Consider the following 18,539-nt stretch of genomic DNA (forward strand, 5'->3'; position numbering starts at 1 on the left):
GCATTTGCAGTGTCAGCGTCAGTGCCGGTGTACCGGCGGAACTGATTGCGCAGGTCCGGGATGCGGAAATTGTCGCCGCCTAGGTCAACGAACTTGTGCATGCCGGCCGCCCACGATCCCGATGCGATGACCAAGCCGTTCTCTTGAGCGTAGCCCCACAAGCCGGCGTAGGCCGTTTTGCTCAACGTCCCGCCGACGGCATCGACCTCGCTGATGAGCGGCGCGACGGTATGGCCATCGAGCGGGCGGCCGCACAGCGGCGATCGGTAGCCGGTGAAATACGCGCTCGTATTCCACAGCCACACCTCGGAAGCTTCAAGCACAACGATCGGGCCCACATTCTGCTGGGGCAACGCTGTGATCGAGTACGCGTTGACCGTTCTCAGATTCTTGAGAATCAGCAACAGCGCCTTTAGCAATTGGCCGTCGTCTGTGGCGTCGAGCTCAAGCCCTGCGCTCTCAATAAAGCCCGCGATCTCTTCTTGCAGGGCGTTCATCGCGTCCATCGTGACGATTGTGCCTTTGGTGCCTTTTGACGGATCGCCCGCGTGATAGCGCCCGTCCTCGGTGTTAATCCGCCGCATAGTCGTTACCCTTGATATGCAAAGTAGACAAAAGTGTGCGCTGGCTTGAGGTCCTGGATCACTTCTTCCAGCATCGGGTCCGAGAAGTCGAGAAGCCGCTCTCCGATGGCGCTTTCGCCTACCCGAAAGTAGTAGGCAAGGTTGGGGGCGCCTTCGACGACGACCAGCCACTGGTAGATCACGTCTTCCACATAAAGCTCATCTCCAATGCGGCTCTCGTCAACTCGGAAAGGCTGCGGCTCCTGAATCTCGATCGTGTACCCGAGGCTCTTGGCGAGATTGATGAAGTACGGAATCGACAAGCCCCCCGTCTCATTCATCTTCGCCTCCACCTTGGCCATGCGCTGCTGAAGCGTCGCATCGGCCGCTGGCGTGATGGCAAACAAGCGCTCCCAATCGGGCAGCAACTGAATCGCTGAAAATGACGGCACCACACCCGCCAACATCATGTCCGCATCGGCAAGGAATCGGTCGAGCGCTTTGCCTTCCGCCACCAAATCAGCATTGACCGAAGGTGCGGCCGGGTCATAAGCAACTGGTGGCAGCAATCGTGCCAAGAGGTCGGCGTGATCGCTCATGGCATCAGCGAAATATCGACGTTGCGCAGGCGACACCACTCGACAGCGGTCGCATCGACTGTCGGAACCACATTGCCAGTCGGTTGAAGCAGCACGTAGTCGGCAATACCGGCCGTGTCACTGATGACAGCGCCGATTCGCGTGCGTACGGCCGCGTCGCCCGGCACCAGCGCGGCATCGTAGGCTTGAATGGCCGTCGTCAACGCCGACTTCGCGGCGTCCAGCGTAATGCCCGAAAGGTCAACCTGAGCGATCACATCGTAAGGGCGGACAATAGGCGCGATAGCGGCAAAGTTCTTCGCTGTCACCGGGCGTTGGTCGTCGACGTGAGCCTGCACGGCCGCGAGAACGGCTTCAGACGGCAAACCGCCAGGGCTTACCACAACCACGTCGACCGTCCCCACCTCACGGCGCATTGGATACACGTAAGCCGCGCTGACACCCGAGACCTCCATTGCCCACTGCCAATAGTCGTACTTGTTGCCGCCGGCCGGGGGATGGCGAATACGCACCAGAAGTCGAGCCAATAGGCTCGCGTAGCTCTCCACATCGGCCCCGCCATTCATGCTGACGACGGTAGTCGCCGCATTCACGCCACTCGGTGGCACCGTGACCGTCAGCACGTCACCGCTGAAGCGGTTTCCTGCGACTCCAGCCACTACGGCCTGACACGGAATCTCGACCGCTCCGCCCATGCCAATTTCACCGCTCCCGGTCGTCACATAGGCCGTACCATCATTGAACTTGAGCGAAAGTCCGCTCGGCACCACCTTGCCGACGATACCGGTGAACGCCGCCTTGCCCGACGCGAGCGAAGCCGGCTTGAGGTTCATGTTGTACTTGCGCGCATGCAGGAGCAGCATGTCCGGATCAGCCGAGTCCGGAAAGATTTGCTTCGTGACCCACAGCAGGCGTTGGTAAAGCCCTTCGATCGCGCTCGCGGTTCCGGCCGCGCGGACGTAGTTGTCTGAGTCGACAGAGATGTCGTCCTCGGGTCGGAGGTTCTTGCGATCTCGCAGGATGGCCGCGAGGATGTCGGAAGCGGTGAGCGGCGTATATGGCATTAGGACACCTTCACCGGATGCTTAAAGTGTTGTCGTGCGCCGGATGCGTCGACAACCTCAATCAGCAGGACGAGCCATCCCTGTTCGCCCGTCACGGATGTGACTGCAACGCTGGTCGCGCGGCCATCCGCGACAATCGGTGCCAGCGCTTGCTCGACGTACTGAACGGCCAAGGTGCGAACGCGCGGCGTGTCTTTTTCCCGCTGTAGCGTATGCAGCTTGGAGCCAAGGGTGGGATCCGCCCACCAGGAGCCCAGAGGCGTCTCCAGCCGCAGATAGACGGCGTTTGCCAGCGTCATGGTCGTGACGCCGGCATAGTCGCGAGTCGAGGGGGATATAAGCGCATCCATGCGACCGATTCTCGGTGCTACATGGATGGTGTCGGGAGGTGGTGCCTGTCAGTAGCCGCGACGGCATCGCAGCGTCATGACGCGATAGGTTCACCGGTGGTACCACCTGAATCGCCAGGGTGCTTGTGATGGCCTGTGCTCACGCCGCCTGCAATGACGTCTTCGGACACCGTCATCTTTCCTTCAACGCTAACGCCGTCGCCACCGGATACTTGCATGCCGCCCATGCCCGTGATCGCCTGAGTAACGTTGAGCTGGTGCGATATGTTAACGTTGGGCGTGTTGAAGTTCACCGCCTCTTCGGCGTCAACGGTGAACACCCGCGTCTTGAGGTGGGTAACGCGCCCACGCATGAATACGAACGAGTCGCCTTCGTCCGTATACAGAGCCACCTCGCCCGGCTTCAGCTCCTTGAGGCGATACGAGCCGTGTTCGGTCGCGACGATGACCGAGTGGCTTGTAGCGCCGCCCAGCGGTACGACAATCGCCATCGTGCCGGCCGGCGGGTTACTGGTGAGACCGTAATGCTGGAAGTATTCGGCATCGGGCAGGTTCTCACCGGCGAGGGCTTCACCCGATACGAGCTGAACGGAGCCGCCACTGTCCGTCGCCCCGATAACGCTGCGGAATGCGAGTCGCACCGTATTCATGGCGCGAGCCACCATGGCCTTGATTGTACGCGGGTCCATCATCGGCTCACCGTGGTGTTGCCCGACGCATCGGTGGTAACGATCGAGAGCGGGCCGTCTTCCTTGTGGCGTCGGTGCTTTCTGCCCGAATGCGGATGCGCGTCGAGAATCCACACTCCGTCTTCCTTCAGCGTCAGCGTCGTACGCGCTCCGGTGCGATCGCGATTGAACTTCCGCCCCATCAGAAAGTACACGGCGTCGATGCCGTACTCCTCCCACACGACATGTACACGTTGCCCCGGCTTCCACAGCACACCATCGCTCGTTCGATGGCCTTTCACGCTCGCTCGCATGGTGTGCGCTTGAAGCCGGGAATCGGAGATGATTTTCCTTGCCCGCGCTTCCACGGCCGCAAGGTTCGGTGCGTCGTGATCGACGTATATCTTCGGCCGATAGACCGGTACTTGGTTATCACGAACGGTCGCACGTATGGCATTTTTTCCAGAGTCGAAGCGCGTGCCATGTGCCTGCCCGAGCACTGTGACTTCCGAATACCGCTCCGCGATCGAAACGTCTTCGTCAAACCACTCGACGTTTGTGTCTTTCCCGCTCTCGCGCAGAATCAGACTGGCCACCGGCGCGGCGTTGTAATCGGGGCCACCGACAACCAGCGTTCCGTCGGGCTCGAACCAGGGCCACAGCCCTTCACCCTCGGCGGCGTGTACCAGCGCGTCCCAGGCAGTGTCGCCGGGATCGACGCTGATTTTGTCCCAGGCTCCCGTGCTACGCGACGCATCTACCCGCACCCTGGTGATACCGAGCGGTTTCACGATATTTGTCACCACCTCGGTCAGCGTGACCTGTTTGGCCGTGAAGATTGGTGCAGAGCAATCGCGAAGAATAGCGGCGAGGTCGCGGCCGTTAATGGCCAGGGACTTCTCGGTCTTGGACGTGCGACGGCGGACGTTATCGACATACCCGCTGAGCACCGTCTCGCCGCCGATCTGCACTTGGACTGCCGCTCCAGCACGCACCGTCGCCGGCATGCGGCCTTCCGACCGCGCCAGGCGAACTTCCCAGGCATCCGCCGGAATCAGCAGGTCTGAGTCGATCGAGTACCCCGTCCATTGCTTGTGCGCCTTCCCGCCCACGAGCAACGACACATCGTCATCGTGCGAAGCCACGTAGCACCTCTCCCTGTGCGATGAAGTTTGGATTACGCACGGCCGGATTCAACCGGAGTAACTCGGCCGAGCGCGTGTAGTCGCCGTACCACCGAAAGGCGAGCAAGGCCAGATTGCACGGTGCATCGACCGTGCGCGTCATGATCGGCGGGCGGGCGTCGATCACGGTCTTTGCCAGCTCTTGCACCGCGAGCGCAGTATCCTTAAGCGCCTCCACAACCGGTCGGCTCTGGTCGAGCGGGAGCGCCGCGTGGGTCTCGTCGATGGCGTCCTGGATCAGCTCGCGGGTGTCGTTCGTGATCTTTTCGATTTCATCGGGCGTAAGCACTGGCTCGTCGACCTCGTTGGCCAGCACGTCCGATGCGACTTCCGCGACGGTCGTGGCCACCACCGTCTTGACGACGCTCGTCACGAGCTGCACATCGCTTGCGTTCGCCGCCACGACACTCGGCAGCGATGGCGCATAGGGCTGACTCGGAGGGCTCGGTAGACCGGGAGCACCAGGTGCAGACGGCACCGTGCTCGACGCTACGTCGGTGCCTGGAATCGTTATCGATTGGCCTTTGGCTGCGGCCCCCGGCAGCTTCACCACCGAGGACATCTGGTCGAACATGCCGCCCCAATCCGACATGACCATGCCGGGATCGAACGACCGGAAGTCGGTGATGCCGCTTACCAACCCGATCAGGTCCGACGTGAACGCACGGGGAAAGTTGAGCAGATCGAGCGCCGTGCCCTGAAAGCCGGTGACCAGATTCTTGATCGGCCCCAATGTGTTCGACAATACGTCGCGTAACGCGTTGATACGGCGGATCCCGGCTTTGGCGTCCTTGAGCGCGCCGAGCGCCGTCTCGAAGGCACTGGCACCGCTCTCCTTGGCACCATTCGCCACCTGTGCAGTCGCGTCCGCCTTCTGGCCGGCCTTCTGCTCGACGAAAAACGGATTGCTCGGCGTGCTCGGTGCGAAGCGCAGTTCAACGGTACACGCATCCGGGTTATCGGCGTCGTGACCGACATGGCCGCCGAGAAACTGCATGTTCGGCATGCTGCCGAACACCGGATGAATCAGTTCGGCCGCGCCGCGCTCGGCAAGCGCGCTGAGAAAGGCTTTCATGCGCTCTTCGTAGTCATCGCCGAAGAACACCGCTGTCATCGTGGTTTCGCGAGCCTTCAGCCCCATGTCCACGATATCTTCGCCATCGACGTTCGGGTACGCGTAGCGCGCCACGTCCTTTTCGATGGAGTCGCTGGCCCGTAGGCAATCGAATTTCACGCCGCGATAGGCCGCGTCCTGAAGCGTGTCTTTCCAAGCCATATCAGTTTCTCCGCGCCTCTTTCTGTCCCGAGAGGGCCAGGGCTTCCGCAATCTGAGCGCCGTCGAGATACAGCGCGACATGGGACTCGACGACGGGCGGCTTTTCGTCTTTCTTCTGCGCGAAGATGGCTTCGCCAACAGACTTGCCGAGCTTCTCGCCCCAATCGTGGCCGAAGTACCCGGCAATCGCACCGCCGATCAGTCCGACCGCCGTGCCCACACCAGGCACGACGGAGCCCACGGCCGCTCCGGCCGCAGCGCCTGCAGCCGCACCGCCCAAGCCGCCGATCACGCCACCGGCCACACCCACATAACCGGCCTTCTTCTCATCAGCCGTTTTGGAATCGTCCTTGGCGATCATGTACGCTTCGAGACCACCAGCCGCGATGGCCAGCGGCGCCCCGATCTTGCCCACCGTTTTGCCGATACTGGCGAAGCGCGCGCCAAACGTTGAGCCAGCGCCGAGTGCGCCGGCGGCTGCCGCCCCGGCCTGCGATGCGGCTCCAGCAGCCCCTGCGCCCGTGCCGCCCCGCAATAACGCTGCCGCAGCGAACACGCCGAGAGAAGCTGTGGCCGCTTTGAGGCCCAAGGTCGTTCCCTCGATGGCCGCCGCGAGTTCAGGGTATCGGCGGGCGTAGTTGGTCATCTTCTCAGCTACGTCACCAATTGCGTTATTCAGGCCACCGAGAGCCTCTTGCATGGCTATGACGTCTTCGTTTCGCTTTTTCTCCATCTTGAAGCTGTTGGTACTGGCAATGAGATCGAAATTTCCTTCGACCGCCGATTTCGGGTCAAACACCTGCGCCTCGACCTGCTTGCGGTAGTCTTTTTGCCCCATATACGCGACGAGGCCGCCGAGCGCCTGGCGATCGTGGATCAGTTTGCCGATCGCGGTGCCTTCCAGCAGGCTCTGTTGACTCTCAAGAATGGCCTTACGCTCGCCCTCCGGCGCGCTGGCCAGCCTCGCCTGGTTCTGCTGATAGCGCTTGTCTTTCGCCATCACGTTCTCGACGATGCCCACGAACGCGTCGAGCGCGTTCACGCCTTTCTCGCGAGACGATGCCAGACTGCCGGTCAGGTCGATGCCGAGCTTCTTCGCTTTGAGCTGCGTATCGGCCGAGTTCAGCTTCTCCAGCAAATTGACGATGTTGTTGCCGGCCTCATCCTTGGTGCCGGCCGTGATAACCGCCGCCTGGTTGGCCACGACCAGCTTGCCGAAGTCAGACAGCCCCGACATGCCGGCCGTCTTGGCCAGCGCCATCTGCTGCGGCAGCCACTTGGACATATCCTTCAGCTCGAAGCCGCCAGCCTGGCCCCCCTTGAGGGCCATATCCAACGCTCGCGGGATGTCCGCCTCTTTGATGTTGAAATTCTGCATCGCGCGAATGGCGATGTTGCCCAGCTCGTTCGGGTCGGCACCGGTCGCCGTCGAGAACTTCTGAAGCGTCGGCAGGAGCTGCATCGCCGTTTTGTCGCTCACGGCACCGGACGCCAGCAGATTGTCCAATGTGTCGGCCGCTTGCTCCCGCGTCCCGCCGCCTTGGCGGACGGCGGAGACAATCGCGTTATTCAGCTCCGTCATCCCGGCCCGGCGACCCGCCACGTCCCGGTCGGAAAACGCCGTATTGGCCATCATCGCCAAGCGCCGGTCGTACGCCATCGTTTCGCGCACGGCCGGAGCAACCACCATCGCGCCGGCCGCGCCTCCGGCCAGCGCGCTACCCGCACGCCACAGGTTCGCCATGGCACGGCCGCCACGAGCCAATCGCCCCTCGGTCTGCTCGACATTGCGCAGCTCCCTGTTCAGTTCGGCCAGTCGCTGAGTCAACGCCCGAAACGCGCGGGCCTGCTCGTTGGCCGACGCGAATCCCGCTCGGTACAACCGGTTGTACGCGGCGACCGTTTGATCGATCTCGCGGCGGATGGCTTGATCCGTGCGCGTGTCGAGCTGCTGGCGCGCGGTCGCGAGTCGCTGCGAGGAGGTGAGGATATTGCGGTGCGCCCGAACGTATGCCGCTTCGGTCGACTGAACGTCGCGCTGCACGGCCTGCTCGGTGCGGGCGGATTCGCCCATGCGCAGGCTGTAGAGCGCGCGGCTCGACGCAATCGCAACGCGAGACGTGTCGGCGTAAGCCTGACTCGTCTCACGCACAACGCGTTGCACGTTGCGCTCGGTCTGCTGCGCAGGGGCCGACGCCTGATCTTTCCACCGGACTGTCAGGCCGACTTCGAGGTCACGCGATGACATTACTTTCCTCTCGGTTGCGGACGCTTGCGTCGCATGCTTTGCACGCGTCTCGTCTCGGTCATCTCAACAGGTCCGCCGCCGGACGGCTTGCCGCGCATCGTCATGACGGCGGCAAGGTATCCGTCCAGCTCGGGTTCGGTCAGGCGGGCGAATCGCTCCCCGGTGATGCCGTGGCCGGCGAGGACGATTTCGGCGAGTCGGAAGTGGCGGCGGCCGCGCTCGGCCGCTTCAGCTTTTTTTTCAGTGCCTCCTGAGCCAGCATCAGCACGTCGTAATCGCTGTCGATCAGCTTGCCGATCAGCTCGCCGGTGATCGACTCTTTCGGGATCGTGCCGAGCGTGACCAGGCAGCGAGCTAGGTTCTCAGCGTTGACGCGCATGTTCGACACGCCGCCGCCCAGGATGGCCGGGTCTTCGTACACCGCGATGTTGTCGGCGACGGTGGCCAGCCGCACTTCGAAGTCGTAGTGGCGTTCGCCGCTGCCTTCCGGGTACTCGACGCCGTATTCGAGCGATCCTTGTTCGGTCATCATTCGGTCACCTTGCCCGTTGCAAAGAGGGTGAGGTCACGGCGTGCTTCGTTGTCGGCCGTGTACTGTTCGCTGCACGAGATCGTCGTGCAGTCCCGGTAGGACGTGCGCTTGCCACCAGGGGTGACCGGATACTCGGTCAGCTTCGCCCCCTGAAGGTTGAACCAGTCGATGCTCTCGGACCCGGCCGGAATGACGACCGTGCACTTGATTTCGTGCGTTTCGATACCCTTGGCGAAACCTTTCACCTTGCCGGTGCGGTTCATCGTCTTGACCGGCTTCTTGCCGGTCTGGGAATCGACGCTCATCGACACCACTTCGGCTTCGACGCCATCAACTTCCAGCACGATGGCGCCGACGTATTCTTCCAATGCCATGGTTGGCTCCTTAGTTGCGTGAGATTGATCGGCCTGGGCGTGCTTACAAGATCAGGTCGATGCGGCCAGCGAAAATGTGCAGCCCGTTGACGATGTCGGCGGGGATCGCCGCGTTCAGCGTATTGGCGTCCTGCGAGTCCTTTTCAACGATCAACATGCCCTTGTGCGCGTCCACGTTTTCGAGGATTTCCAGTTCCTCGCACTTGATGGCCACGTCGAGGATCTCGCTTCGCACTTTCGGCGGAGTACGGGTGGACAGCTTGTCGCGCGGAAAGCGCAGCGCGACTCGCTGCACGACGGCCTTGCGGAAGTAGTCCAGCGTGCGAATCGTGGTCAGGTCCAACAGTGCGGGGTCGTCAGCGCCAGTACTGTTTTTCGTGTAGGTGGTGATCGAACGAACAATCTGCACCGTGTCGCCCGGACCGATCTCGAGTGGTGTCACGCCGTTGTGAAGCGCCTTTTCCTGCTCGGTGCGACTCGGCCGCATCGTCACCGGCGTGACATCCAGCCCCTCGATGACGAGCGTGTTCAGCGGGCGCGCCGGGTCGGTCTCGCTCGCGATCACGGCTGCATAGCCAGCCGCAATCTCGGTCGGCAAACACACCGACCCGCGAAGCCATCCGATGGTAATGCGCTCGGCGTTGAGCGCCCCGGCCAACGTCGTACCGGTCGCGAGCGTGTCGGGCGTGCCCACGACGCCGATCGCGGAGCGCTTTTCGATCGCGTTGGAAATGGTCTTCAGGTGATCCCGCAGCTTCGTGAGCGTCGCTTGCGTGTTCCAGCACGACACGTAGATGTTGTACGTCGCCCCGAAGACCGCGTCGAGGGCGGGCGAGATGTCCGGATCGTTCAGACCGCCTGCCATGGCGGTGACGGTAGCGGTGACGCCCGCCGACCGGTTGAGCTGGTCGAGCTTGATCGCGTTGCCCATCTCGCCCTTGTTCTTGGCCGTGATGGTGACCATCGCGTCCGCCAGCGTCGCAGTCACCGGCAGCGCTTCGGTCTGCGTAATCGTGTCGACCAGGCGAGCGGCGATCGTTGCGGCGGTATCGTCCGCATAGGTCGCAACGTCCACGCGGTCATTTGCGACATACAACGCGAATGCGCCGTCGGCCGTTGCCGTGCCCGCGAACTCGACCGTCCCCTTGGCCGGTTGGCCCGCCGCCGCGTCGTCGACAGCAATCACCGTCAGCGTCACATACTTGTTGGCCTTGATGGCGGCGACTGCGGCTCGATGGGCGAGTGAACCGGCACCGAATGCGCTGGCGGCTTGATCCCCGGAGAAAATGTCGATCGGCGTCAAGGCCGGCGTTGCGCCACCAGCCAAACGTTGGCCGACGATGAGCACAGTCTGCTCGTTGGTCGGAAGGTTGCGGACCGCGAGCCGCGTGTTGTACTCGACGTACTGTCCCGGCTTGCGCAGACCGGACGGGATGGTGTCAAAACTGACGTTAGGGCTTGCCATGGATTACGCTCCCTTAGTGGACTTCTTGCCGTCGGCCGTGGCCGGCGTCACAACGGCACCTTCGGCGCCCTGGATGACCAGATCGCCTTCCGCAACTCGACGGCGGTAATACACGGTATCCGGCACCTCAATTGCATCCGTATCCGTGATGTACTCGCGCGAAGCGCGTTCTTTCGGCACGCGCAGGCCGGTTCGTGCTTTCACCAGCATGGGTCACTCCTCTTTCATCTACACTCTGTCCTCGGCATCCGGTTCGCCTTGGGTGCCGCTGTCCTTGGGCTGCAAGTAGTACTTGAGCACCGTGGTTTTCCAGTCCGGTGTCGGCGGATCGAGCTTGCCACCGTACTGCTCGAAAACCGCTCCCAGACCGTTCGGGTCTTCCACAGCGCCCTGGGGATACGCGCCGAGAAAGAGGCTCTCCTCCATCCATGCCGTCCGGAATTCGAGGGCGAATACGGACATCGCCTCGCGCCGCACTTGCGTGTTGAACAACGTTCGAACCGAACCGGGTTCCAACTCTCGAATGGGCAGCCCCAGATCCTGCATCGTCAGCAACTTGCGAACCGACGCGATCAGGAGGTTGGTGCCGACTTCCACCTGACTGGCGCCGCCATGCCGGCTTGCCTCTTCGCTACGGACACTGCGAGCGCCGACCATCACGACAAACACCGCTTCGGCCTTCCACTTCCCCTTGCTGGTTCCGTGCGGGTCGGTACGTTTAACGCCACCAAAAGTGACCCATGCGGCAGGGAAGCGGCGCACCACTTCGTCCAGCTCGTCGTCATCGAACTCGCCGCCGTAGGTCTTGACCTCCGACACCATGCGGCCGAGACCGCGCGTCAGCCGGTCGACGATGCCCAGCTCGATCGCAGTAATGATCGGGATATGGGTCATAGCGATTAGCGAACGTCTCGGCCAAACACGCGGGCGCCTGGCACGAAATGAACCGCGTTGTCGGATTGGGGCACGTCACCGGCCGGCGCAACGCCGAGCGTCACCTTGCCATCTGCCACCAACTTGAAGAAGCCGATGGCGGCGTCGTAGCGCTTGCGAATCTCGTCGGTCATCGACGTCCCGTGGCCGCACAACTGGAAGCGTGCGATGTCGCAGCAAAAGCCGGCCACGACCTTCGGCACGGACGCCAGCGGCAGCGCGTACCGGCCAGCAAGGTACGCTTCAATTTCACTCGTCGCCGCGTCCAGAGCCTCCGCGAGCACCGCTTCGTTCGGTTCACCGGTGCGATCGCGATCCGAAAGCGCGATCACTTCGGTGAGGCCGAACTTGGCGGTCATCATGTCGACGGTCGCGTACATGGCCTGTTACTTCTTGGATGACTGATTGCCAGTCTTGCCCGCCGCACCCGAGGTCTTGTCCAGCTCGTCGGCCTGGCGCGCCAGCTCCTGGGCTCGGCGCTCCAGCTCGGCGGCACGCTCGTTCAGGCTCGTTTCGCGCGCCGACTGCTCGGCCGCGATGCGGTCCAGTTCCTCGGCACGGCGATTCAGGTCAGCTTCCACGCTTGCCAAGTACGCTTGCATCGCGGCCAAGTCTGAGGCAAGGCGGCCTTGATCGACCGAGACAGCCGGTTCGATCGCGTCGATCTTTGCCTTCTTCACGTGCTCCGCATCGCGATGCGGAAGCGCCGCGATCTGGTCGGCTTCGAGATGGACTGCGGTGTGCATGACGACCAGAGACCGGTCCGCGACGATCGCAGCATGCTCGTTCGCAGAAAGTTCGCCCAACGGGATCGTTTGCGGATCACGGCCAAACACTCGGCCGGCGCGACGAAACCCTTCCGTGGCAGCGGCCACTTGGACGGCGGGATGAAGTTGCTTGCTCATCAAATGCTCCTGGGATTTCGAGTGAGACGCCGGAACCATTCCTGTGCCGAGGCTCCGGGGCGCGCTTCCTCCGCGCTATCGGCTTCGCGCGGCCATTTTTCGCCGGGGTGTTATGCGATCCAGGCGGTGGTCAGCACGTTGGCCGAGCCCTTCCAGACGTTCGTCGCTCCGTACGCGTTCGCGTCCGCGTTGGTGATCTTGCGGGCACGACCTTCCAGCGACGGCGGCGCGACGATCAGGTTCGGGCGGATGTTCAACGGCCGACCGTTGTCGCCACGCTGCTCCTGCATGGCCGCGCGAGCAGCTTCGTAGCTGTCCTCGGTCAGCTCTGCGCTCGACGCGTAAGCGAGTTGCCACAGGCCGAAGCCGACGTTCGATCGCGCGTCCACGCCGTAGCGGTATTCCTTGCGGTTGAACACGTTTTCGTCGTCGTCCTTGTCCATGGCGACGAAGTTGTACGGCTTGCGGTCCTGGTAGATGATCGGCTTGACGATGCGCGTCGTATCCAGGAGATACCAGGTCGGGCCGGAACCGGCCTGGACGTTCGACACCGAGCCGACCGTGCCATTGGCTTGCACCACGGGATGGTCCGTATCGAAGAAATACTGACCGTCGTAGCACTTGCTGGTGAAGCCGGCGCGCAGCAGCCCGTACACCAGTTCGTCGGGGTGCTCGCGGGCGTCCTGGCCGAGCTGGGCGATCATCGGCGAATAGACACCGTAGGTGTCGTCTTCGATCGCGTCACGGTCGACACCGATGGTGTTCTCGAACGACTTGTTGCGGATGGTGAAGTCGTGCGTCGTCAGGTTCTGCACGACGCGGTCCCCGATCCACTCACGGAACTTGGTGGTTTGGCCGAGCCAGGGGTAGACCTCCTGGGACGTCGTGGACGGCACTCGCATCGCGACTTGGTTCCAGGTGGCCGGTGTGCCATTGAAGGCGTTTTGAAACACCGTGTTGTAACCCTGGAACAATGCTCGCAGGTTTGCGCGATTGATTTCCATTGCTGCTCCTATAAATAAAGGGCTGTGCTGCGCGCTTCGTTAGAACTTGATCCAGACGCCCACCGTGTCGACGTCCACGACGGTTCCCGCCACCGAGCGCGTACCACCTGCGTCGGTTTTGGCCACGGTCTGGTCGTCAACGATGTAAGCGGTGCCGTTCACGTCCTTGAGCGTGAGCTGGTCGGCGCCTGACGAGTTGGCCAGGCGATAGGTGCCACGGCGAACCGGTACCATCGCGTCGCCGTCCGCGCCGGCCGTGTTGTCCACCTGCTCTTGGGCGATACCCACGGCCTTGAGCGTCGTCGAGGTGGCGCCCTTGGTCGCGAGGCCGGTGGCCGTGTCGATGGCGACGATGGCGCCGACGAAGATGCGCACGCCCGCCTTCACGGGGTATGCGGCGTCAACGCCTTCGCGGCGCGGGGTGTCGCGGTCAGCGGTCAATGCGGTCATGCTGTTCTCCTGAAGTCGGTCGGAATGGCGCTTGACGGGGGGTTAGCCCGCCAAGGCGTTCGTTCTGGCGAAGTCTTCGGGCGCGATCCCCATCGCCGTGCAGACGGCGAGCTGGGCGGCGTCCAGCCCAGTGTCCGCCGCCTTGGCGCCGGCCGGCGGCTTGCCGCCGGTCTGGGTCGTCGTCAGCGCGGCGATCGGCTGGGCGGTTTCGAGATATTTCTTGAGCCGGTCCACGTTGCTCGCACCCAGCTCACGCGCCCAAGCTTCTTGGGATTGCAGCAGACGCCCGTCAGCGAGCGCGGCGACGACCAGGTCGTTGACCTCGGTGCCGACCAGCTTGGCGTTAGCGGCCGCGAGCTGCTGGCGAAGGTCGTCGACGATTGCGATGGGGGCGTGCGTAGCGAGATTGAGCTGATTGGCCGACAGGGCTGCGATGCTCTGGCGCTGGTTCTCCAGCAGTTGGGGCAGGTTCACGCTCGCGGCGGCGACGCCCTTGCCCTCGCTCAGGGCATCGATCAGCTTCTTAAGCTGCGCTTGCACGTCCTCGGCGGTCGAGCCGACCGGCATGTTCAGCAGCCAGCGCAACTGTTCCAGCAATTCATCCATGGCAGATTCCTCTTGAGTGGGGTCGGCGGGCAACGCCCCCGCCGTGGCAGAAAGGGAGGCAAGCATCACCGTCGCGGCGGCGAGCTGGACTTCGTCGAGGCAGTCGAGGGCGGGGTTGTTGGTCAGCGCGACATTCAAAAGGAACGTCACGTTGCCGTCGTCGTCGTAGCCGAACACCGGGGACAGGAACCGGTATTCCTTGGCGGCGATCCAGGCGGCGGCACGCTCGGTCCAGTCGGGGTCGATCGCGTACAGTCCGTCGCCCTCGCGCCACTCCAGGGTCTTGAACCAGCCAGCGGCCGGCGCCGGCTGGCCGTTCTTCGCCGCATTGAGCGATTGGTGCTCGTAATCGATGCAGTACGGGACCGCGCGGTTAGCGGCAGCGGCAATCAACGCTTGGGCAATCTCACCATCCATGTGCCAGGCCGGGCAGTCGGTCGGGCGACCGTCGCGGGCGCGAAACGCTCCGGCCGGGAGCAGCTTCAGCGCTCGCGAGGCAGGGTCGAATTCAAGCGCCGAAAGCGCAGCGATGTGGATGTGTTTTGCCATGCCGCCATGGTGGCGGCCGACGCGATGAAAAATTAGCCGACCGGTGTCAGTACCACCGGCAAGGGAGGGGAGCGGGGAAACGGGCGGGAAACGGATTGCCCAAGGATCGATTCTAACGGGGGTTTAACGGCCGTCAACCATACGAGCCGCTACAACGGGATACCCTGGGGACAAAAATGGGCTTCCAGGCGCTCGCAGTTCAATCGTCGATCAGGCGCTGAAGGTATCGGGAAACCTCCTCCTCGATGGCCGAACTATCGCCTTCGGTGAGGGCGAGGAAAGGTCGGGCCGGTATCTTGATCGTCCATCCCTGGCTGCGGGTCCACTTCACGACCTTGACCCGCTTGTGCCCGTTCTTGGCGAACACGGCCAGGTGCGGATGATCCGCCTGGCGTAGCAGCATCCCGTTTTTGTCCTTGCGCAGCCGCACCATACCGGACATCGGGTGGCGCTGAATCGTGCCGCCGAATTGGTGGATCGCCGCGTAAACGACGTTTGTGCCAACGCGCGCGCTTTCATCATCGTGCGATTGCACGATGCTGGAAGCCAGCCGGCCGCTGCGCTGGAGAATCTTCCCGGTCCCGGCCGCTTCACGTCGGCTTCGGAGCGTCCTCTTGCTCAGGCCCAGCCATTTCGGGCGCCCCTCAGACTCGAAGTTCTCTTCGACCGCATCAGCCAGCAAGCCGGCAACCAACCCCATCAGGGAGCGTGGCGCCTTCAGGAATCGATACAGCCGATTGAGCTTCTCGGCGTATTCGTCGTTCGTCTGCAACAGCTCCTGCATGCGCTATACTCCTATGCAACGCAGCCGTATATCCCAGACTCGCTTCTGGATCGGTGAAGGGCTGCGGGACTAATGGCCGCGAGCGAGAGCGGCCATTCCTATTTCTGCGGCCGGCGATACCGCAGGAATGTGCCGCGCTGCTTATCGAGGTACTTGCGCCGGGCCTCGGCCGACTTCCCCACCTTGGGCGGGAACGCGGTGACCCCCGTCCAGCCGTCCTTTCCCTGCTCGAAGATCGCCAGTCCCCAATCCCCGTCCTCGGTCTCCAACGCGCGGATGTAGCGGCGGCGCAGCGACCACGCTCCGTCGATCTTTGCCCACCCGAGCCAAATCTCGTCAGGATTTGTTACCGCGTCCGCCAGCAGCCCCATATAAGGCCCGCGCGCGAACTTGTCCGCTTTCCACTGGCCTCCGCTAGTTTGGAAAAGCCATTCGTTGACCAGGACACGCTCGCCCGTCACATCCACATATGTCACTGGCCTCCCGACGCCGCCGCCGAATTTTTCCAGGAACGCCTGGGCGTACTGCTGGGGGGACAAATCCGGCGCCAACATCGCGTCGGCCTTCACACGGGATGCGGGCGGCAGCGGCGGCAAGTCAACGCCATGCGGAAAAGTCGTCGGCAGGTCGTCCAGTGGCGGCGGCGTAAACGGCTTCATCCACTGCGCGCCGGGATTGCTGCCGAAGCCCAGGTCGGGCAGCACGCGCTGGCCGGTCGCCGGATCCTTGTATGCGATCGCCGGCTGCGTATCACCAGCCCGCCCCACGACTTGCTCGACCTCTTCGAGCTGGTCCGCGCTGGAGCGCACCGGGATCTCGTTGCGCTTAATGTAGCTCTCGGTGCGCGTGCGCACGCGGCAGCGGCAGCGGTAGCCGTTGGGCGGATAGAACGTCTGCCAGAACGGGTCGTCCCACCGGTACACAGCACCAGACAGCGCCCGATGCGCCGGCCGCGTTCGACTATCCAGCACCGCGACATACTCCCAATATGGGTGGGTGTCGACCTGCTCCAGTTGGGTCGCATACCGGCCGGCCATGTATGCCGCCTGCATGTTGGTGCGAAAGATGGTGTCGAGACGACGGGGCATGATGCGCTTTCCGTGTACCTCGCCCGTCTCTTCGTCCGTCACCAGCCCTTTGCCGAACCAGCCTTTGCGCTCCAGCATCGGCGTGATCTGGCGCTTGAACTCGTCGAAGCTGCTGCCCTTTTTTAACGCATCGTCGAGCGCCTGGCGAATGTCCTGCAGGATATCGACCTTCATCACGCCCGCCACCGTGAACGCTCGAGCGTGCGCTTCAGCCGCTACGTCCTGCCACCGAAAGCCGATCTGATACCCCTTGGACTGGAAGTATTCGATGGCCTTCTCGGGAGGCAGGCCGATCGCGTAGCCCAGATCAACGGCCATTGATGCGTCCCCACACGTCGGCTACGAACACGCAACGACCCAGTAGCTCGGCCAGCTCGGCCTCGTCCATGTCGGCGTGCGACTCGAGCAGCAGCTCCATGGCGTCATCGGGCGACGTGCCGCTGCGCAGCGCCGCAATCACCGGCGCGAGCATCTTGCCCATCGCCGCGTCAACGGCCTCGACGGGGGTCTGGTCAATGGTTTGGTCCAGCGCGTGTTGATCCGCGTAGACGAGTTCCCCCGTGTCGTTCTTCAGCACCGCAACGTACCGCGTCGAGGCTGTCGCCTGGCGCGGGCGCTCCTCGGGCGGAAGCACCATATCCGACTTCGGAATCGTCAGCACCTCTTCGCCCTCGGCGGGTTCCGGGATCATCAGCTTTTCCTGGGCCCAGGCGCGGGGCACCTTAAAGCCGGCGCCGATCAGCTTCGGAAGCGACTCCGCATACAGCTTCATGTCGTCCGGCTCGCGGGTGTCAAACTCGACCCGTGGAGCACGGCGCGGATCGGTAGCGGCGCCGTTTAGGGCGAGTAGCATGTAGCCGAACCCGGTTAGCGTCCCAGACACTTGGCGAGCGTCGGACACGAGCAGGTCATGACGGACTTCGTTGTGCGTGTTGCCAAGCGCGTTAGTCGAGGTCCGCCCATCGGCCTGGGACGTGAGCGTGCCGCCGAGCACCGCCTTGGACTGGCTTTTTTCGGCCCACGAGATCATCGCGTCGAAAGGCTCGTTCGTCCCTTGCGCGGCGGTCTTGAAGTCAATTTCCATGCCTTCCGGAATAATGCCGGCAGCGTTGTGACCGACATCTACCACGGCCTTCAGCAGCGCGCTCTTTTCGTCCTTGGTGGCGCCGGTCGAGTAAGTGCCGATGCGCAGCGGCAAACCGTAGATTTCAAGAAACTCGGCGAGATCGGCAACGGCGTAGTGCTTGAAAAGATACGGCCACACCAAGACCCGGTGCAAGCCCGAGCGCGTCAGGTACCCGCTCTTGGCGCGGTGCTTATGAACCAGCCAGCCGAACGACCAGAGCGGTTGACCATCGGCGGAACTATCGCGCAGGCGCAAGTCGTTACCGTCGTGGTACGGCGTGCGGAACCACCGTTGCGGCCGATGCTCGATCGCCTTCGGAAACCACGTCTTGCCCAGACGTTCCCAGGTGATCTCCTGCGCGGAGAAGCCATGGCCGATCGCGTCCATGCAGTCGAGCAGCACGTCGTCGAGGTTCGGCAAGCTGTCGAACCACTCCTTCAACTGCGCGGCTTGCTTCTTCTCCGCCTCACTGGCGTTAGCGGGCGGTACGATGCGCCAGTCGAGCGTGAGCAGCGCGCGTTTGCGCTTGCTCATCTCCGCGAACAGGTGCGCGTCGCGCTCCTCCATGTCCAGGAACAGGTCGGCCTGGGCCTCAAGGTCGCCGCGCTCGGCCTGCTGCAAGATCGCGTGCAGGCGTTTGGGCGTCAGCCCGCGCGACGGGTGCCCAGCGAAATCACGCGTGATCCACCCGAGCTTCGCGGTCTGCGGCTCGGAGAGGGCCGCGCGCTCGATCGGGTTGCCGTTCGCATCGAGAATTTGCACCATCGCTTT

Annotated in this window: 21 protein-coding genes; all 21 read right to left on the minus strand. The window is 63.1% G+C overall.

What is annotated here, in order from left to right:
• Positions 1 to 584 (minus strand): phage tail protein (locus PCA31118_RS27230; RefSeq protein WP_246189986.1); only part of this gene is annotated, 584 nt, incomplete at its 3' end.
• A gap of 5 nt (positions 585 to 589) precedes the next feature.
• A complete protein-coding gene (locus tag PCA31118_RS00010; protein ID WP_150621869.1) occupies positions 590 to 1,162 on the minus strand; it encodes a YmfQ family protein in 573 nt (190 codons plus the stop codon).
• Positions 1,159 to 2,226, minus strand: a complete 1,068-nt coding sequence (locus tag PCA31118_RS00015; protein ID WP_150621871.1) for a baseplate J/gp47 family protein — start codon at positions 2,224 to 2,226, stop codon at positions 1,159 to 1,161. Before PCA31118_RS00015 ends, PCA31118_RS00010 begins: the two co-directional genes overlap by 4 nt.
• Positions 2,226 to 2,576, minus strand: a complete 351-nt coding sequence (locus PCA31118_RS00020; protein ID WP_150621873.1) for a phage GP46 family protein — start codon at positions 2,574 to 2,576, stop codon at positions 2,226 to 2,228. Before PCA31118_RS00020 ends, PCA31118_RS00015 begins: the two co-directional genes overlap by 1 nt.
• Before the next feature lie 74 nt (positions 2,577 to 2,650).
• The gene (locus PCA31118_RS00025) at positions 2,651 to 3,268 is read right to left on the minus strand and encodes a phage baseplate assembly protein V (RefSeq protein WP_150621875.1); all 618 of its coding nucleotides are present in this window, start codon (positions 3,266 to 3,268) and stop codon (positions 2,651 to 2,653) included.
• The gene (locus tag PCA31118_RS00030) at positions 3,265 to 4,368 is read right to left on the minus strand and encodes a phage baseplate assembly protein (RefSeq protein WP_246189987.1); all 1,104 of its coding nucleotides are present in this window, start codon (positions 4,366 to 4,368) and stop codon (positions 3,265 to 3,267) included. The genes PCA31118_RS00025 and PCA31118_RS00030 overlap by 4 nt, the downstream gene beginning before the upstream one ends.
• A 4-nt stretch (positions 4,369 to 4,372) precedes the next feature.
• Positions 4,373 to 5,704: a DNA circularization protein gene (locus tag PCA31118_RS00035; protein WP_150621879.1), complete on the minus strand. Its 1,332-nt coding sequence runs from the start codon at positions 5,702 to 5,704 to the stop codon at positions 4,373 to 4,375.
• Position 5,705: 1 nt separating this feature from the next.
• Positions 5,706 to 7,952, minus strand: a complete 2,247-nt coding sequence (locus PCA31118_RS00040; protein WP_150621881.1) for a phage tail tape measure protein — start codon at positions 7,950 to 7,952, stop codon at positions 5,706 to 5,708.
• A gap of 139 nt (positions 7,953 to 8,091) precedes the next feature.
• On the minus strand, positions 8,092 to 8,484 hold the full coding sequence (locus PCA31118_RS00045; protein ID WP_150621883.1) for a hypothetical protein: 393 nt from the start codon (positions 8,482 to 8,484) through the stop codon (positions 8,092 to 8,094).
• Positions 8,481 to 8,858 (minus strand): phage tail protein, encoded by a 378-nt coding sequence (locus PCA31118_RS00050; RefSeq protein WP_150621884.1) that lies wholly within the window; start codon positions 8,856 to 8,858, stop codon positions 8,481 to 8,483. Before PCA31118_RS00050 ends, PCA31118_RS00045 begins: the two co-directional genes overlap by 4 nt.
• A 43-nt stretch (positions 8,859 to 8,901) precedes the next feature.
• Positions 8,902 to 10,323, minus strand: coding sequence for a phage tail sheath subtilisin-like domain-containing protein (locus tag PCA31118_RS00055; RefSeq protein WP_150621885.1), 1,422 nt, complete (start codon positions 10,321 to 10,323; stop codon positions 8,902 to 8,904).
• Between the two features lie 3 nt (positions 10,324 to 10,326).
• On the minus strand, positions 10,327 to 10,533 hold the full coding sequence (locus tag PCA31118_RS00060) for a DUF2635 domain-containing protein (RefSeq protein ID WP_150554739.1): 207 nt from the start codon (positions 10,531 to 10,533) through the stop codon (positions 10,327 to 10,329).
• Positions 10,534 to 10,551: 18 nt separating this feature from the next.
• The gene (locus tag PCA31118_RS00065) at positions 10,552 to 11,217 is read right to left on the minus strand and encodes a DUF1834 family protein (RefSeq protein WP_150554740.1); all 666 of its coding nucleotides are present in this window, start codon (positions 11,215 to 11,217) and stop codon (positions 10,552 to 10,554) included.
• 5 nt (positions 11,218 to 11,222) lie between these two features.
• On the minus strand, positions 11,223 to 11,636 hold the full coding sequence (locus tag PCA31118_RS00070; protein ID WP_150621887.1) for a gp436 family protein: 414 nt from the start codon (positions 11,634 to 11,636) through the stop codon (positions 11,223 to 11,225).
• Positions 11,637 to 11,642: 6 nt separating this feature from the next.
• The gene (locus PCA31118_RS00075; RefSeq protein WP_150621888.1) at positions 11,643 to 12,161 is read right to left on the minus strand and encodes a hypothetical protein; all 519 of its coding nucleotides are present in this window, start codon (positions 12,159 to 12,161) and stop codon (positions 11,643 to 11,645) included.
• A gap of 110 nt (positions 12,162 to 12,271) precedes the next feature.
• The gene (locus PCA31118_RS00080) at positions 12,272 to 13,165 is read right to left on the minus strand and encodes a Mu-like prophage major head subunit gpT family protein (protein WP_150621890.1); all 894 of its coding nucleotides are present in this window, start codon (positions 13,163 to 13,165) and stop codon (positions 12,272 to 12,274) included.
• A gap of 39 nt (positions 13,166 to 13,204) precedes the next feature.
• Complete coding sequence (locus tag PCA31118_RS00085) at positions 13,205 to 13,615, minus strand: hypothetical protein (RefSeq protein ID WP_150621892.1); 411 nt, start codon at positions 13,613 to 13,615, stop codon at positions 13,205 to 13,207.
• Between the two features lie 42 nt (positions 13,616 to 13,657).
• Positions 13,658 to 14,770 carry a phage protease gene (locus tag PCA31118_RS00090; RefSeq protein WP_150621894.1) on the minus strand — a complete coding sequence of 371 codons (1,113 nt, stop codon included), beginning with the start codon at positions 14,768 to 14,770 and terminating at the stop codon, positions 13,658 to 13,660.
• A gap of 199 nt (positions 14,771 to 14,969) precedes the next feature.
• Positions 14,970 to 15,554, minus strand: a complete 585-nt coding sequence (locus tag PCA31118_RS00095) for a phage virion morphogenesis protein (RefSeq protein ID WP_150621895.1) — start codon at positions 15,552 to 15,554, stop codon at positions 14,970 to 14,972.
• 98 nt (positions 15,555 to 15,652) lie between these two features.
• Complete coding sequence (locus tag PCA31118_RS00100) at positions 15,653 to 16,960, minus strand: phage minor head protein (RefSeq protein ID WP_150621897.1); 1,308 nt, start codon at positions 16,958 to 16,960, stop codon at positions 15,653 to 15,655.
• The gene (locus PCA31118_RS00105) at positions 16,950 to 18,533 is read right to left on the minus strand and encodes a DUF935 domain-containing protein (protein WP_150621898.1); all 1,584 of its coding nucleotides are present in this window, start codon (positions 18,531 to 18,533) and stop codon (positions 16,950 to 16,952) included. The genes PCA31118_RS00100 and PCA31118_RS00105 overlap by 11 nt, the downstream gene beginning before the upstream one ends.
• Between the last annotated feature and the right edge of the window lie 6 nt (positions 18,534 to 18,539).

Source organism: Pandoraea captiosa, from assembly GCF_902459775.1.
Classification (GTDB): domain Bacteria; phylum Pseudomonadota; class Gammaproteobacteria; order Burkholderiales; family Burkholderiaceae; genus Pandoraea; species Pandoraea captiosa.